Annotated in this window: 14 protein-coding genes; 9 read left to right on the top strand and 5 right to left on the bottom strand. The window is 59.1% G+C overall.

Translation table 11 applies throughout. The annotated features are described in order from the left end of the window. Positions 1-41: 41 nt before the first annotated feature. Positions 42-2,342: a TonB-dependent receptor gene (locus LRR79_RS13725; RefSeq protein WP_231757752.1), complete on the bottom strand. Its 2,301-nt coding sequence runs from the start codon at positions 2,340-2,342 to the stop codon at positions 42-44. 275 nt (positions 2,343-2,617) lie between these two features. Next, the gene (gene pdxH, locus LRR79_RS13730; protein WP_231757753.1) at positions 2,618-3,256 is read right to left on the bottom strand and encodes a pyridoxamine 5'-phosphate oxidase; all 639 of its coding nucleotides are present in this window, start codon (positions 3,254-3,256) and stop codon (positions 2,618-2,620) included. 321 nt (positions 3,257-3,577) lie between these two features. Here pdxH and LRR79_RS13735 point away from each other — a divergent pair, with 321 nt between their 5' ends. The 5 genes from LRR79_RS13735 to tdh all read left to right on the top strand — a co-directional run bounded on the left by LRR79_RS13735 (position 3,578) and on the right by tdh (position 9,802). After that, on the top strand, positions 3,578-5,227 hold the full coding sequence (locus LRR79_RS13735) for a 5-guanidino-2-oxopentanoate decarboxylase (RefSeq protein WP_231757754.1): 1,650 nt from the start codon (positions 3,578-3,580) through the stop codon (positions 5,225-5,227). Positions 5,228-5,346: 119 nt separating this feature from the next. Next, positions 5,347-6,780, top strand: coding sequence for an aldehyde dehydrogenase family protein (locus LRR79_RS13740; RefSeq protein WP_231757755.1), 1,434 nt, complete (start codon positions 5,347-5,349; stop codon positions 6,778-6,780). Positions 6,781-7,060: 280 nt separating this feature from the next. Further along, positions 7,061-7,276 (top strand): hypothetical protein, encoded by a 216-nt coding sequence (locus LRR79_RS13745; protein ID WP_231757756.1) that lies wholly within the window; start codon positions 7,061-7,063, stop codon positions 7,274-7,276. A 288-nt stretch (positions 7,277-7,564) separates the two neighbouring features. Further along, complete coding sequence (locus tag LRR79_RS13750) at positions 7,565-8,764, top strand: glycine C-acetyltransferase (protein WP_231760034.1); 1,200 nt, start codon at positions 7,565-7,567, stop codon at positions 8,762-8,764. A gap of 9 nt (positions 8,765-8,773) precedes the next feature. Next, a complete protein-coding gene (gene tdh / locus LRR79_RS13755) occupies positions 8,774-9,802 on the top strand; it encodes an L-threonine 3-dehydrogenase (RefSeq protein ID WP_231757757.1) in 1,029 nt (342 codons plus the stop codon). Positions 9,803-9,842: 40 nt separating this feature from the next. On the opposite strand, the gene LRR79_RS13760 is transcribed toward tdh, so the two are convergent. Both LRR79_RS13760 and LRR79_RS13765 read right to left on the bottom strand, forming a co-directional pair. Further along, positions 9,843-11,084: a cation:proton antiporter gene (locus tag LRR79_RS13760; RefSeq protein ID WP_231757758.1), complete on the bottom strand. Its 1,242-nt coding sequence runs from the start codon at positions 11,082-11,084 to the stop codon at positions 9,843-9,845. A 32-nt stretch (positions 11,085-11,116) separates the two neighbouring features. Next, positions 11,117-12,661, bottom strand: coding sequence for an FMN-binding glutamate synthase family protein (locus tag LRR79_RS13765; protein ID WP_231757759.1), 1,545 nt, complete (start codon positions 12,659-12,661; stop codon positions 11,117-11,119). A 130-nt stretch (positions 12,662-12,791) separates the two neighbouring features. On the opposite strand from LRR79_RS13765, the gene LRR79_RS13770 reads away from it, so the two are divergent. The 3 genes from LRR79_RS13770 to LRR79_RS13780 are packed head-to-tail and all read left to right on the top strand — an operon-like array spanning position 12,792 to position 15,005. Further along, entirely contained in the window at positions 12,792-13,880 is a 1,089-nt protein-coding gene (locus LRR79_RS13770) for a PA0069 family radical SAM protein (protein ID WP_231757760.1), read from the top strand. Between the two features lie 27 nt (positions 13,881-13,907). Continuing rightward, on the top strand, positions 13,908-14,207 hold the full coding sequence (locus LRR79_RS13775) for a GIY-YIG nuclease family protein (protein WP_231757761.1): 300 nt from the start codon (positions 13,908-13,910) through the stop codon (positions 14,205-14,207). A 24-nt stretch (positions 14,208-14,231) separates the two neighbouring features. After that, on the top strand, positions 14,232-15,005 hold the full coding sequence (locus tag LRR79_RS13780; RefSeq protein ID WP_231757762.1) for a TSUP family transporter: 774 nt from the start codon (positions 14,232-14,234) through the stop codon (positions 15,003-15,005). A 4-nt stretch (positions 15,006-15,009) separates the two neighbouring features. Here LRR79_RS13780 and LRR79_RS13785 read toward each other — a convergent pair whose 3' ends face one another. Further along, positions 15,010-15,705 (bottom strand): SDR family oxidoreductase, encoded by a 696-nt coding sequence (locus tag LRR79_RS13785; protein WP_231757763.1) that lies wholly within the window; start codon positions 15,703-15,705, stop codon positions 15,010-15,012. A 55-nt stretch (positions 15,706-15,760) separates the two neighbouring features. Here LRR79_RS13785 and LRR79_RS13790 point away from each other — a divergent pair, with 55 nt between their 5' ends. Continuing rightward, entirely contained in the window at positions 15,761-16,081 is a 321-nt protein-coding gene (locus LRR79_RS13790; protein ID WP_231757764.1) for a DUF3301 domain-containing protein, read from the top strand. Positions 16,082-16,087: the final 6 nt, after the last annotated feature.

Below are 16,087 nucleotides of genomic sequence, written 5' to 3' on the forward strand. Positions count from 1 at the left end.
AGCCCGGCAACTAGCCGGGCTGATCCAAACAAGAGTGTGCCTTACAGGTCGTAGGTCAGTTCAACACCCACCACTCGCCCCTTGTTGAGGGGCGTGAAGCTGGCTCCGATACCTCCGAGGGTAACGGGCAATTGTGTGTTGTTGCCTTCAGTGACTTCATTGAGCAGGTTTTTACCGAACAAGGCGAGTCGATAATTGCCCGAGTCGGGGACAAAACCAACGCTCAGATCGAGCATATCTGCTTCTGACAGCATCCCCGCATTGTTGTCGGTGTAGGGTGCAGCGTCCCGGTGGTTAAAGTTCACCCGAGACGTCAGCATCCCGAGGCTTCCCATCTGCAGATCATGTACCACGCCGACTCCGTACGTCCAGGGCGCCAGGCGCGGAATATCGAGTTCGAGATCCTGCCCGTCGACGACGCCATCCCCGCTGATATCACCGCGGACACTATCGTAGGCACCATCGACGTAACCAACATTCGCGGTGAACAGCAGGTTATCACTGGCCACCGCCATCAATTCAACCTCGGCCCCCTGGATGGTGGCGTCGGCGGTGTTGCGAATATACTGCACAACCGAGAATACGGGGTCCGTCAGGTTTTCTTCCCGCTGCATGTCGTCAATGGTGTTGTGAAACAGGGCGACGTTGGTGCGCAGCCGCCCATCCAGCCACTCCGCTTTACCACCAATCTCGACGGAGGTCTGCTCCTCCTGATCGGTGGGTCCCGGCTCGTGCAACAGGCCGGTATTGCGCATGTTGTAGCCGCCGCTGCGAAACCCCTTGGTCCAGTAGCTGTACAGTTGGGCACTATCCGATACATTCCACTGCAGGCCCACTTTGGGAGTAAACGCATCCCAGCGCTCACGATCATCGAAATCGTAGACCGCACAGCCGCCCAGATCGCACTGGGTAGTGGCAGTCACCACCGGATTGATGGTGGCGACTTTTGCCGACTTTTCTTCCGTGGAATAGCGCCCGCCAAGGGTCAGCACCCAGGCTTCGTTCAGATCAATATCGGCCTGAGCGAAAACGCCCAATGCTTCGTGCTCCTGCAGACCACCGCCGGTAATATCGAGATCATTCAGCGGCAACAGTCGATTCTCGAAATACGCCAGATCCTGGCTGAACCAGTACAGCCCGGTAGTCAGGGCGGTTGCACCGAAACGCCCCGCATAACGCAGTTCATTGCTCAGCTGGCTCTGGTCAATACGGGTGTTGGCGTGAAATGCAGTAATAGGCAGGGAGTCGATATCCCCCAGTCCCACGGCCGCGTACTCCCGCCAGGCGAGGATATTGGTGATGGTGCCGTCACCAAGGGCGACATCCTGGTTGAATTCGGTAATGACCTGAGACCACTCATCGTTCTGAAAACCGGGTTCATTCTGCGCGATCTCAAATGAGCCCTCGCCGTTGTCCCAGTCCGAGACATCGACGCCAAACAGAGGATAAGCGGGGAAGTTCGCCGCCAGTGCACCCCGGTTCTGGGCGACCGCACCTGCGGCGTCCATACGCCCGTGCTCCATGCGCACCAGCAGTTCGGTGGATTCACTCAGCTCGATACTCAGGCTGGGGCGGATAAACCAGGTATCTGACGCCCCGGCCTGGTCATCACCGGTGTACACATTTTCGAACCAGCCCTGATCATCATTGTAATAGGCCGTGATGCGACCGTTGACGCTTTCCGAGAGTGCACCGTTCACCGTAGCCGCGGCCACGGTATCGAGGTTATCGGTAGTCGAAAGTTTGAACTTGCTGGAGAACGCCTCGGAGGGGCGCGCCGTTCTGATTACCACCGCACCGCCGGTCACATTGCGCCCGAACAGCAGGCCCTGCGGCCCCCGCAGTACCTCAATACCTTCGAGGTCAAACATATCAGTCACGACACCGGCGTTGACCCCCATATACATTCCGTCGACAAAGACGCCCACGGTTGGATCAATGGAGGGAATCGAGCTGTTGACGCCCAGCCCGCGTACGGTGAAATTCGCTGTGTTCTTGACGGTACCAACATCTTCCAGCTGCACATTCGGCATCTTGAAAGACAGGCTTTGCAGGTCACGCGTCTGCAGCGCCTCCAGCTGATCGCCCGAATAAGCAGTGGCTGCGACCGGTACCTCCTGCAGCTTCTCCGCATCCGCGCGCTTGCGCGCGGTCACCTGAACTTCTTCCATCAGGGTATTCACCGAGCTCTCCGCGGCGCGCGCATCGCCAGCGCCACAGGCCACGGCAAGCACAAACACCGAACAGGCGGAGGCCAGGGTCAGGTTTGCGTGTTTGTTGCGTTCGGAAGTGGAAATAAGAGGGGTAGAAGGGGTCGTGAAAGCCTTGGAATTGCTTCCCATATTTTCTCTCCATTGCACTGAGTTATTTTTATGTAATGCCCAGCAACGGATTCAAACTAACCGGCACCGCTTGTCGCCAATACTGCTGACAACCCGATCTGAAACCGCGCTGTTTTTCGCCGGCACGCTCCAATGCCGGCAAGCCAAGACTACAAGAGGTTTTTGAGTTTCCAAAGTTTATTTTTATGGCTATTCATGCAGTCTATTGCACATTCGTCCAACCATAGCGCAGAAAGATAGTGCGAGAGTGCAGCGGCGCCCGGTCAGCCCTGGAATCAGGGGCTCAGCCGTTCCACCTGCCACTCGCCACCTTCCAGGGTGCGATAGACAAAACGGTCGTGCAGACGGGACGCCCTGCCCTGCCAGAACTCGATGGCATGTGGAACGACGCGGTAGCCGCCCCAGAAATCCGGGCGTGGTACCGCACCGCCTTCGAATTTTTTCTCGCAGGCCGCAAACTGCTCTTCCAGCACTTGACGGGACACAATGGCATCACTCTGGTGCGAGGCCCAGGCCGCTATCTGACTGTTTCGTGGGCGCGTACTAAAGTACGCATCCGCCTCAGCATCTGCCACCTGCTCGGCGACACCGCGCACAATCACCTGGCGCTCGAGAAAGTGCCAGGGGAATAACAGGGACACCTGCGGATTCGCGGTGATGTCCCAGGCCTTCTGGCTCTTCAGATTCGTGAAGAAGACGAAACCCGACTCATCAAACCCTTTCAACAGCACAATCCGCTGAGACGGCTGGCCACTGGCATCGGCAGTACTCAGACACATGGCACTGGGGTCGGAAATATTCGATTTGACCACCTCTTCCAGCCAACTGCGAAACTGGCTGATGGGGTCTCCTGCCAGGTCTTCCCGCTGCAGGCCACCCTGCAGATAATCTCTACGCCACTGATCAATTTCCATCGCTGTCATTTCCTTTACATCTCATTAGACCGTTCTGTGGCCAAGTGTACGCAGATTGCCGCGTAACCCCCAACCGGTGGCAAGACTTACCCACCATCGATCACCACAGGTGGTGGAGACGATCTCACCGCCGCCACTCAACACAGTCTCAGTTTAAAAATATCCTGCCGCCAAGGCAGCCCTATCTCAATTTTCCTGCGTTTAATCTTACAGGGATGCAGACTCTGCGGACGCTTGCAGCCCCTGCGGCGCAAGACTAGGCTCCGTTGCACACCCGCTTGCCAGGCAAGCCCAACAAAAAAGAACAGACAGGACAAAGGCATGTCTTCCGCAACCTCTTCCGACACACACAACACCGCGTCACCCAGCTGTGCACAGGTATTGATGCACCTGTTAAAAGGGTACGGCGTGGATACGGTGTTTGGCATTCCCGGCGTGCACACCATCGAACTGTACCGCGGTTTACCGGGCAGTGGCCTGACCCATATCACGCCCCGTCACGAACAGGGCGCGGCGTTTATGGCAGATGGCTATGCCCGCGCCAGCGGTAAACCCGGCGTGTGTTTTCTGATCACTGGCCCCGGGGTAACCAATGCCGCCACTGCCATGGCCCAGGCCTTCTCCGACTCCATTCCCATGCTGGTGATCAGCGCGGTCAACCGCCGTGAGGATCTGGGCAGCGGCCGCGGCCGCCTGCACGAACTGCCGCGGCAGCAGGACGTCACCCGCGGGTTCTGTGTGTGGCAACATGCCCTGACCAGTGCAGAACAGTTACCGGAAACACTCGCCCGCGCTTTCCAGGTGATGCACGCCCCCCGCCCCGGCCCGGTCCATATCGAGATTCCCATCGATCTGTTTCCCGCGCCAATGGCCAACGGAGCCACGACCCTGGCCGACTACCGGGCTGTTTTGCCGGCGGCCCTGCCCGCAGCGCCTGCGGAGACTATTGCCAATGCCGCCCGGCTGCTCGCAGAAGCAGAAAAACCGGTCATCCTGCTGGGGGGCGGCGCCCAGGAAGCCGGCGCAGCGGCCACAGCGCTCGCGGAGAAAATCGCCGCCCCGGTCTTCGAGTCGCTGGCGGCGAAAGGTATCGTCGATGAACGCCACCCTCTGTGCGGGGGTGCCAACCTGAGCTTTTCCAATGTGCGCGAGCGGGTAGAGAACGCGGACCTGGTGCTCGCGGTGGCGACAGAACTGGCGGAAACCGATCGCAATCTGGTGCGCGACAACTATCACTTCAAGGGCAAACTGATCCGCGTGGACCTGGATCCGGCACAACTGGTGTGCAATGCCAATCCAGACCTGGCCATCTGCGCCGATGCCCGCACCACCCTGCAACAGCTGGTGGATGCACTGGCCTCCGTCGACAAAAAATCGCAGAGGCAAAGTGCCGCAGAAGAAGTAGAGAAGTTACTGCGGGAGTGTCGCAGCGAATGGTGGCCGGGTTCCGAAGATCGCTATCCTTGGGTTGAAGCCCTGCGCGATGCGCTGCCGGAGAATGGTATCTTCGTAACCGATTCCACCCAGCTGGCCTATAACACCAACCATGCACTGCGCCTGTTCGAGCCCCGCAGCCATATTACCTGTACCACCGGTTACGGCACTCTGGGCTTCGCCCTGCCCGCCGCTATCGGCGCCGCACTGGCAAGCCCGCGGCCGGTAATCGGACTCATTGGCGATGGCGGTATCATGTTTACCCTGGGGGAGCTGGCCGCAGCGGTGGAACAGAATCTGGCACTCCCCATACTGGTCTGGAACAACAGCGGTTACGGCGAGATTCGCGATTTTATGGACGAGGCCGCCGTGGAGCAGGAAGGCGTGAATCTGCATGCACCGGATTTTGTCACTCTCGCCCGCGCCTTCGGTGCCGAAGGCTGTCGCGTCGAGCGACCGGAGCAACTGGGTGAAGCCATCGCAGACGCCTTCGCGCGCAAGGGGCCGACCCTGATCGAAATCACCGCCCCGGAATAATGCCCCGTAGGAGCCTGCTTGCAGGTGGAAAAGAGTCACGCTGTGTACGAGTGCAGCCTGCGAGCACGCTCCTTCAGCAGTAATACAGCAGCAATGCAGTCAAATATCGGAATACTCTCATGACAACAATCAATCAACTGCCCACGAAAAAACTGTATATCAACGGCGAATGGCACGATTCGAAAGGCGGCAGCCTGCACCCGGTCATCAATCCCGCCAGCGAAGAAACGATCTGTCAGGTCGTGCAGGGCACGATGGAGGACGTCGACGATGCCGTAGCCGCAGCGAAAGTGGCTTTTAAAGAGTGGCGCCACAGCCGCGCCGCCAAACGCCAGGCGCTGATGCATGCCATTGCCGATGGAATGGAAGCGCGCAAACAGGATCTGATTGAAGCTGTATCCCAGGCGCTGGGGTGCCCAGCCCACATCACCGAATGGCTGCATGTGGACGGCCCGATCTACGCCATGCGCTACTACGCCGACCGCGCCGCAACGATGGAAGAAACCGAAAAAGCCGGCCACTCCGTCGTGCTCAAGGAGCCGGTGGGCGTATGCGGCTTTATCACCCCATGGAATTACCCCCTGCACCAGTTCGTGGGCAAGGTTGCCCCGGCCCTCGCCGCCGGCTGTACCATGATCCAGAAACCCTCGGAAATCACACCGCTGCAGGACTATGTGATGGCGGAAATCATCGACGCCGCCGGCCTGCCCGCCGGAGTCTTCAACCTGGTTCCCGGCGCCGGCCCCATTGTCGGCGCGGCGCTTTCCAGCCACGTTGATATCGACATGGTGTCCTTTACCGGCTCCACACGGGCCGGCATCGAGGTCGCCAAATCCGCCGCTCCCACAGTCAAACGCGTCTGCCAGGAACTGGGCGGAAAATCCCCGCTGATCATCACCCCCGACGCGGACCTGGAAGCCGCCGTGCGATTTGGCTGTGAAGACGTATTCATCAACAGTGGCCAGACCTGCACCGCCCTTACCCGTATGCTGGTACCGTCCGAGCGCTATGAAGAAGCCGTGGAAATTGCCAGACGGGTGGCCGAAGAGGTTGCCATGGGCACCGGCGCCGACGACTTCATGGGCCCCCTCTCGTCCGCGCGTCAGCGCGACATCGTGCGCGGCTATATTGATAAGGGCATCGCCGAAGGTGCGCGCCTGGTTGCCGGCGGCAGTGAGATTCCAGAAGGCTACGGCAAGGGCTTCTACGTCAAGCCCACCGTATTTGCCGATGTCTCCAACGACATGACCATCGCCCGCGAAGAAATCTTCGGCCCCGTCACCTGCATGATCCCCTACCAAGACATGGACGAAGCCATCACCATCGCTAACGACACCGAATACGGCCTGTCCAGTGGTGTCTGGGCCAAAGACACCGAGTCCGCAATGCCCGTCGTACGCCGCATCGAAGCCGGTCTCTGCTTCGTCAACGGCGGCGAGTTCAACTACGACGCCCCCTTCGGTGGCGTAAAGCGTTCCGGCAACGGCCGCGAATTTGGCACCGCAGGCCTGCACGAGTTTATTGAACTGAAATCAGTACAACTTCCCACATAAAACTCTAACGCGCCGCTCCCCGCAGCGGCGCTGTTGACTGCCTGTTCCGCCATCGTTATCTTTGCTCCCGACATCAAGAGAGTGGCTGACGCCAACGCCAACCTGCCTACCGGGGCAAGGTGGTATCTCTTCACAGCGGGTACAAATGTACGGTCTGTGTAGAGGATGGGGCTCTCGCTGGACCGAATCGGTTTCAGCGCTGCAATCCTACCGGGATGCGATTTTTTCACTGACGAATCGCCTCTTCCGCCGTCAGCCCTCCAGAATTTTTGGAGGGAACATGTCCGAATTACAGCTATCCAGCACCGACGTTATCGAAATCCAGATCGCGCCCCAGCGCACCCGAACCGCCGTCCGGGCCGTCAAACGCAACGATCGGCAACTGCTGTGGCAACTACTGTTCGACACAACGGAAGACGCGCTGGCCTTCGCTACCCACTGCCGCGCCAGCGACGCACCGGTCACGGCTCACAAGGCCTGTGAACTGGTGGGATGACCAATATTAAACCTGAAGGGCTGGGCGAATCGTTATAAGAAAACGCCCATTCTACACTTACGGCTGATTTACCCGCGGATGTCCCGCGAAGGTTGCGATGCCGGGTACTGTTTTGCGAGACCGTCTGCGGCCAGGACGGCCGCAGCCGAGCCCCCAGGGATGGGTTCACGGCGTGTCTCGCAAAGCAGTACCCGGCAGCGCAACCGCCACTGAAGCTGAACGGTGGGGAACATGCTCTTCCCGAATGCCCTACTGCCAAAAGCACTGACAGGAGCCAATAACAACGCCATGTCCAAGCCCGAGCAATTTTTCCAGCACCTGCGCGACGAACTGAAACAGATCGAGGCCGATGGCCTCTACAAGCGCGAGCGCATCATTACCTCGCAGCAGAGCGCCGAGATTCAGGTCAATAACGAAGACCAGGTCCTCAACTTCTGCGCCAACAACTACCTCGGGCTCGCCAACCACCCGGACTTGATCGAAGCCGCCAAAGAAGGCCTCGACCAATACGGCTTCGGCATGGCCTCCGTGCGCTTTATCTGCGGCACTCAGGACATCCACAAAGCCCTGGAATTCCAGCTGTCTGAATTTTTACAGACCGAAGACACCATCCTGTACACCTCCTGTTTCGACGCCAACGGCGGCCTCTTCGAAACCCTGCTGGGCCCGGACGACGCCATCATCTCCGACGCCCTCAACCACGCCTCCATCATCGACGGCGTACGCCTGTGTAAAGCCAAACGCTTCCGCTACGCCAACAACGACCTGGCCGACCTCGAAGCTCAACTGCAGGCCGCCGACGCCGCCGGCGCCAAAACCAAACTGATCGCCACCGACGGCGTCTTCTCCATGGACGGCGTCATCGCCAACCTCAAAGGCATCTGCGATCTCGCCGATAAATACAATGCACTGGTGATGGTCGACGACTCCCACGCCGTCGGCTTCCTCGGCCAGCACGGCCGCGGCACCCACGAATACTGCGACGTCATCGAGCGCATCGACATTATTACCGGCACCCTCGGCAAAGCCCTCGGCGGTGCCTCCGGCGGTTTTACGTCCGGCCGCCAGGAAATCATCGACCTGCTGCGCCAGCGCTCGCGCCCCTACCTCTTCTCCAACTCCGTGGCACCGGCCATCGTCACCGCGTCACTGAAGGTGCTGGACATGTTGGTGGAAGGTGGCGAGCTGCGTGAAAAGCTGCAAGAAAACTCCCGTTACTTCCGCCAGCGCATGACCGAAGCCGGCTTCACCCTTGCCGGTGCCGACCACGCCATCATCCCGGTAATGATCGGTGACGCTGCCCTGGCCCAGAAAATGGCCGACAAAATGCTGGAGAGAGGCATCTACGTGGTGGGCTTCTTCTATCCGGTGGTCCCCAAAGGCCAGGCCCGCATCCGCACCCAGATGTCCGCCGCCCACACCCGGGAACAGCTGGACCGCTGTATCGATGCGTTTATTGAAGTGGGTAAAGAACTCGAGATTATCTAAGCAGTATTTATGAAAGCACTATCCAAATTAAAGTCCGAACCCGGCATCTGGATGACCGATGTCGAAGTGCCAAAACCGGGCCACAACGACCTGCTGATCAAGATCCGCAAGACCGCGATCTGCGGCACCGATATGCATATCTACAACTGGGACGAATGGTCGCAGAAAACCATTCCCGTCCCCATGGTAGTGGGCCATGAGTATGTGGGTGAAGTTGTTGGCATGGGCCAGGAAGTCGCCGGTTTCAAGGTCGGCGACCGAGTGAGTGGCGAAGGCCATATCACCTGCGGTCACTGCCGCAACTGCCGCGCCGGGCGTCGCCACCTGTGCCGCAACACCTACGGTGTGGGTGTGGATCGCCAAGGCGCGTTTGCCGAGTACCTGGTCATTCCTGCGCTGAACGCATTTAAGATTCCCGACAACATTTCCGATGAACTGGCATCTATCTTCGACCCCTTCGGCAACGCCGTGCACACCGCACTGTCCTTTGACCTTGTCGGTGAGGACGTACTGATCACCGGCGCCGGCCCCATTGGCATTATGGCCGCCGCCGTCGCCCGCCACGTGGGCGCCCGCCACGTAGTCATCACCGATATCAACGACTATCGCCTGGACCTCGCAAAGAAAATGGGCGCAACGCGCACCGTCAATGTCAGCAGGGAAAAACTCTCCGATGTGATGAAAGACATCGGCATGAGCGAAGGATTCGATGTGGGTCTGGAAATGTCGGGTGTCGCCGTCGCCTTCCGCGATATGCTTTCGGCCATGAACCACGGTGGCAAGATTGCCATGCTGGGGATTCCCCCGGGCGAGATGGCCATCGACTGGAGCCAGGTGATTTTCAAGGGCCTGATTCTCAAGGGCATCTATGGGCGGGAAATGTTCGAGACCTGGTACAAGATGGCCAGCCTGATCCAGTCCGGCCTCGATTTGTCTCCCATCATCACCCACCAGTTTTCCGTGGACGAATTCCAGCAGGGCTTTGACACCATGGGTTCCGGGGAATCAGGCAAGGTTATTCTGAATTGGGCGTCCTAAAGCCCTGACTCTCTACGGGCAGCGATATCGCTGCCCCGATTCAAAGCCCCAGTTTTTTGATCAATCGCGTACTGGTTGTCCCCTGTACCAGTAACGAAAACAACACCACGCCAAATACCATCGACTGCACCGTCCACCAGTAAGGCAGCTCCGTGGGCAGTGACAGCACCAGCGCTACCGCAATCACACCCCGCAAACCGCCCCAGCTCAACATCAAACGCCAGCTGTTTGGAATCGGCGGCCCCACAAAACGCGCAAAGGGCGCCACCAGAAAAACCGCCAGCGCCCGCGCTCCGATTGCAGCGACAATCGCAATAATCATCGCCAGCCATTGATGGGTGAACATGTCGAAGGTGATCACCAGCCCCATAATCACAAAGATCAGCGCGTTGAAAAACAACCCCAACCACTCCCAGGTCGGCGCGGCGTGAGCCAGGTAGGTGTCCTGCTGCTCCCGCAGACAGGCTCTGGTCACAATGGCGCAGATCATCACCGACAGGATGCCAGATACCCCGACCACATGCTCCGCCAGATAAAAGCTGCCAAAAGCCGCCAAAACCAGCACCATCAATGCCGCTCCCGCCGAGCCGAGAAACAGGATCACAATTGCCGTGATCAGACCACAGAGACTGCCCACCGCAAGTCCGCCAAAGAAGACCGCAGCAAAATACAGTGCAAAAGTACCCGCACCATGGATTGCCTCACCGGTCGCCACGCTACCTTCCATGGCGCTGTGGCTGGCAATACCGAGCGCAAACGCAAACAGCACAATCGCGACTGCGTCATTAAACAGGCTTTCCCCCTCTACCAGGGTCAACAGCTCTTCATTGGCGTGACTCTGACGCAGTCGTGCCACCACGGATACCGGATCTGTCGCCGCCAGGATCGCACCGGTAAGCAATGCGGCCAACCACGGAAAGCCGGAGGGGTGATGAATACCGTAATAGACCAGTAGCGCGGTAATCAGACAGCAGATCAATACGCCGAGAGTGGCCAGCAACAGAATTGGCCCCAGCCAGCGAAACAGGATATCCGGATCGATCTTCCACGCGGACTGAAAAATCAGTACCGGCAGAACCACAAAAAATACCAGCTGGTGCAGGTTTTCCGCGCGCAACCCGGTATCGTAATCAAGGACCGGCAACAGGATGCCAGCGAGGACACCCGCAATCAGGCAGCCAAGGGTGTCGTCGCGCTTCAAAATGCGCGCAATACCGAGGCCCGCAACCGCCGCCACCGCCATATACAATCCCTGCCCGACCAGGGTGGTGACACCTTCCATGCTCACGCTCCATCGGCATTGTGCAAAAACATTCAGATCTGATCGCGGTCGCTGGCGATCACCGCTTTGGGTTTGCCCTCCGGTGCCAGGCTGGTCAGCGGCACGGGCACGCCGCGCTCGTTGATCACCTCCACGTGAGCGCGGCGCAACCGGCGCGGTTCCGGTACGCCGCAGGAGTGCGCGATGGTGCCCACTTCGTATTCCATATTGCGGGCGTAGTGGTAGACGCGTTCGGCTTTATCCATGGGATCCAGCCCCTGCTGCAACTCCGGGTTGTGGGTGGTAACACCGGTAGGACAGGTATTTTTATTGCACTGCATGGCCTGAATACAACCGAGGGCGAACATGAATCCCCGCGCGCAATTTACAAAATCGGCCCCCATGGCAAGGGCCCAGGCGACCATTGAGGGGGTGAGCAATTTACCGGCGCAAATGATTCTGATGCGATCACGCAGGCCATATTCCGTCATCAAATCCACCACCAGCGGTAAACTGCGATTCAGTGGCAGGCCCATGTAGTCCATCAGGCTCTGCGGCGCGGCACCACTGCCACCATCCGCGCTATCGATGGTAATAAAGTCCGGCGCACTCGCCGCACCGCGCCGCAAAATCGCCTCACACAGCTCGTGCAGCCAATCGCTGTTTCCGATGACACACTTGAAGCCGGTGGGTTTGCCGGTGACCTCGCGAATATGATTGATCATATCCAGCAGGCCATCGACGTCGTGAAACTCCGGGTGCCCGTTGGGGCTGATTGAATCCTCCCCAACCGGTATGCCACGCACCCGGGCAATTTCCGGGGTCACCTTGACTCCCGGCAGGATGCCACCCTTCCCCGGCTTTGCCCCCTGCGAGAGCTTCAGCTCGAACATTTTGACCTGTTCGTGTTCGGCAACCTCGCGCAGTTTTTCGTCGGACAGCCTGCCCTCCATATCGCGCACACCATACTTCGCGGTCCCAATCTGAAATACGATGTCACAACCGCCAGCCAGATGGTGGGAAGACAGGCCCCCTTCCCCGGTATTCAGCCAAATGCCCGCTTTGGCCGCGCCTTTGGAGAGCGCAGTGACCGCGGGCACCGACAGTGCGCCAAAACTCATTCCAGAAATGTTGAAAATCGATCGGGTGGTGTACGGCTTGCGCGCGACTCCATCTCCCAGCGTGACCTCTTTCGGGGGCACCGCATCTTTGGCCAGGGTAGGGAAAGGATGATTGAGAAACACGACATCGCCCGGTTGATTCAGCGGACGGGTGGAGCCGAATGCAAGAGTGGAGTCTACATTTTTCGCTGCGCGGTACACCCAGCTGCGCTGGGCGCGATTGAACGGCATCTCCTCCCGGTCCAGGGCAAAGAAATACTGACGAAAAAACTCACCCAGGTGTTCGAACTGATAGCGGAAACGCCCCAGCACCGGAAAGTTGCGGCGGATCGCCTGTTTTGTCTGGCGGATATCCGACAGGTACAGGTACACCACATACAGCACCAGCACCACCAGCCCGAAGGCGAACAACATGGCAAATATCTGGAGTACCTTGACCGCAAAAGCATAGATAGCGGCGACAGCTTGAAGATCCATTCCCTAGTTCCCGATTACTCGTCGTTATTGCGTACTGACCGGTCATTGTAAGTGCTGGAGAGCACCCTTGCACCGTCTGCAACCTGGCAATAAACTGTACATACATACAGCCAGACACCCGATACCCGCCGTGGCCAACGACGTTCCCGACAATCCCACCCGCTCCCTCAAGGGCCGCGGTGCCATCAGTAACCTGGCGGGGCGCTTTGTAGATCAGGTTAGCAGCCGCGAGTGCGATGGCTGGGAGACCCTGCTGGAGCCCGTGGAGAGGATCGAGACGGTAGCGATCGAGGAAAAGGCAAAATCCATTATCGCCACCAACCAGTCACCGGACATTCCCTTCAGCCAGTCGATCAACGCTTATCGGGGCTGCGAGCATGGCTGCGTTTACTGTTACGCCCGCCCGGCCCACGCCTATATGGATCTGTCACCGGGGCTCGATTTTGAAACCCGGCTGTTCTACAAGCCCAACGCGGTGGAACTGCTGGAATCGGCACTGCGCAAAAAGACCTACCGCTGCAGCCCCATCGCCATGGGTACCAATACCGACCCCTACCAGCCCCTGGAGAAAGACAAGCAGATCACCCGCCGGATTCTGGAAACCCTGCAGCGCTATCGCCACCCGGTCACCATCGTCACCAAGAGCCAGCTGATCCTGCGCGACCTGCCGATCCTTGCCGAATTGGCCCAGGATAATCTGGCCCATGTGGGCATCAGCGTGACCACACTGGACAATGCACTGAAGCGCAAGCTGGAGCCACGCACCGCCGGCCCGGGGGCACGCCTGCGCACCATTGAAGCGCTGGCCCATGCCGGCATTCCCACCGCAGTGATGGCCGCGCCGATGATTCCCGCCCTCAACGATTCGGAACTGGAACAGATACTCACCCGCGCCCATTCGGCAGGCGCCATCCACGCCGCCTATATTCTGCTGCGGCTGCCCTACGAGGTGGCGCCACTGTTCCGCCAGTGGCTGGCGGAGCACTATCCACAACGGGCCGAGCATGTCATGAGCCTGGTGCAGCAGAGCCGCGGCGGCAAAGACAATCAGACAGCGTTCGGCCAGCGCCAGCGCGGTACCGGCGTATTTGCCCAGTTACTGCAGCAGCGATTTCGGATAACCTGTCGCAAACTGGGCCTGAACGCACGCAAGCTGGACCTGGATTGCAGTGAGTTCACCCTGCCACCCCAGTCCGGTGAGCAGCAGAGCCTGTTTTGAACGACTTTCTCTTACGGCGGTAGTGTTTTGTCCGACTGGTTTATTTACCTGATTCGCACCAGTAAAGGCACGCTGTATACCGGTATCACCCGGGACGTAGAGCGGCGCTTTCAGGAGCACAGCAGTGGTGGCCCCAAAGCCGCCAAGGCGCTGCGCGGACGCGGCCCCCTGACCCTGGAATTCCAGCAGGGTGTCGACAGCCATTCCGAGGCGCTCAAACTGGAATTGCAGGTGAAAAAGTGGAGCAAAGCGCGCAAGGAAGCGTTGATCGCCGGTGCACTCAGCCTGCCGGAGAAAATATTGAACCCGGCTTCCGAAACCCCCTAATCCGACTTACCCAAGAAGTACCCGATGGAAATCACTCTCACGCTGCTGTTGATCCTGTTTGCCGTGGCCATGCTGGCGGGCTGGGTGGATACCCTCGCCGGTGGCGGCGGCCTGCTGACGGTACCTGCGCTTCTGCTTGCGGGCGTACCGCCGGTGGCCGCTCTGGCCACCAACAAGAGCCAGGCCATTCTGGGAACCTTTACCGCGACCGCCACCCTGTATTCCAAGGGGCACTTACGCGAGCGCTCATTGATCTTCCCCATCATTACCGCCGGGATTGGCGCGGGCGTGGGTGCCTGGCTGATTCAGCGGGTGGACACCAGCTGGCTCAACTGGGTAATCCCCCTGTTGCTGCTGAGCGTCGCGCTGTACGTGTGGTTCACTCCCAACATGGGCAATAGCGAGCGCGAAGGGAAAATGCGTGAAAAGCAGTGGGCGCTGACCTGCGTCCCCGCCGTGGGTGTGTACGACGGGGCCTTTGGTCCGGGAACCGGCACCTTCTTCGCCGCCTCCGGGGTCGCATTTCGCGGGCAGACCCTGCTCACCGCCACTATCCGCGCAAAGCTGTTCAACCTCACCACCAACGTGGTTTCCCTCGCGCTGTTTGCCGCCGGTGGCAAGGTGATCTGGACCATTGGCGGTGCCATGATGGTCGGGCAGATGCTGGGCGCCTTTATCGGCAGTCACACCATGCTCGCCGGCGGTACCCGCCTGATTCGCCCCCTGGTGATCACCATGTGCATATTGATGTCGCTGGGGCAGATCGCCCAGCATCTGGATCTGATTCCGCTGCCCTAGTGGTTTACCAGGGAATTTCCGCACCATCGTAGCTGTAGAAATACCCACTCTGGTCCGGGATCGCATTCAGCAATAAGCGTTTGAGCCCGCGCACACTTTCATCCGTCGAAATCAGGGCGTTGGGACCACCCATCTCCGTTTGCACCCAGCCGGGATGGAACGCAAGTACCGTGATACCCCGCTCAGCCAGGTCAATGGACAGGCTCTTCACCACTTGATTTACCGCGGTCTTGGAAGAGCGGTACAGGTAGCCGCCGCCGGATCCGTTGTCATCAATACTGCCGACCTTACTGCTCAGTACACCGACCACCTTGTGCTTACCAGCAGCGAGGTTGGGGGCAAAGGCCTCCACCAGCTTGTAGGGGGCAATGGTGTTGACCTCCAGTACCGTGCGCCACTCTTCGACGTCCACATTGCCAAAGGTGACCCCCTTGGGGCCGTAGTAACCGGCATTGCTCACCAGCACATCCAGAGCGCGGTCCTGCAGCGCACTGGCCAGCGCGGCCATCTGCGTATAATCGGTAACATCCAGGCCATGAATCTCGATATGGTCGTTCCCCTCCGCCAGTTCACTCAGCTCCCAGGCAGCGGAGGGATTCCGGCAGGTGGCGATAACCGTCCAGCCATCTGCGGCAAATTGACGGGTCATTTCCAGTCCAATGCCGCGGTTGCAGCCGGTGATGAGAATCGTGCCAGACATGTTTCCTCCTGTGGTGGTATTCTTGCGCGGTTTGATGATAGCAACTGCAACGCTTATGTATTACTCGCTCGGCGACCTCTTCTGGATTTCTCTCCTGGCACTGCCCGCCTGGTATTTCTGGGCCGGTATGGCGGCCAAGGATCGGGTGCGGCGCATCGTGAAAGACCACTGCGCGAAAACCGGTGTGCAGTTGCTGGACGATACGGTGATGCTGAACCGCACCCGCCTGAAGCGCGACCGGCGCGGTCATGTGCGACTACAGCGGCAATACGAATTTGAATTCACCTCTACCGGTGAACGCCGCTACAGTGGCATTGCCGTGCTGCACGGACAGCGTATTACCCAGATTCAGCTCTCTCCTTTTCATTTGGACTAAACCACG

This window comes from Microbulbifer elongatus, from assembly GCF_021165935.1.
In the GTDB taxonomy this organism is placed as follows: domain Bacteria; phylum Pseudomonadota; class Gammaproteobacteria; order Pseudomonadales; family Cellvibrionaceae; genus Microbulbifer; species Microbulbifer elongatus.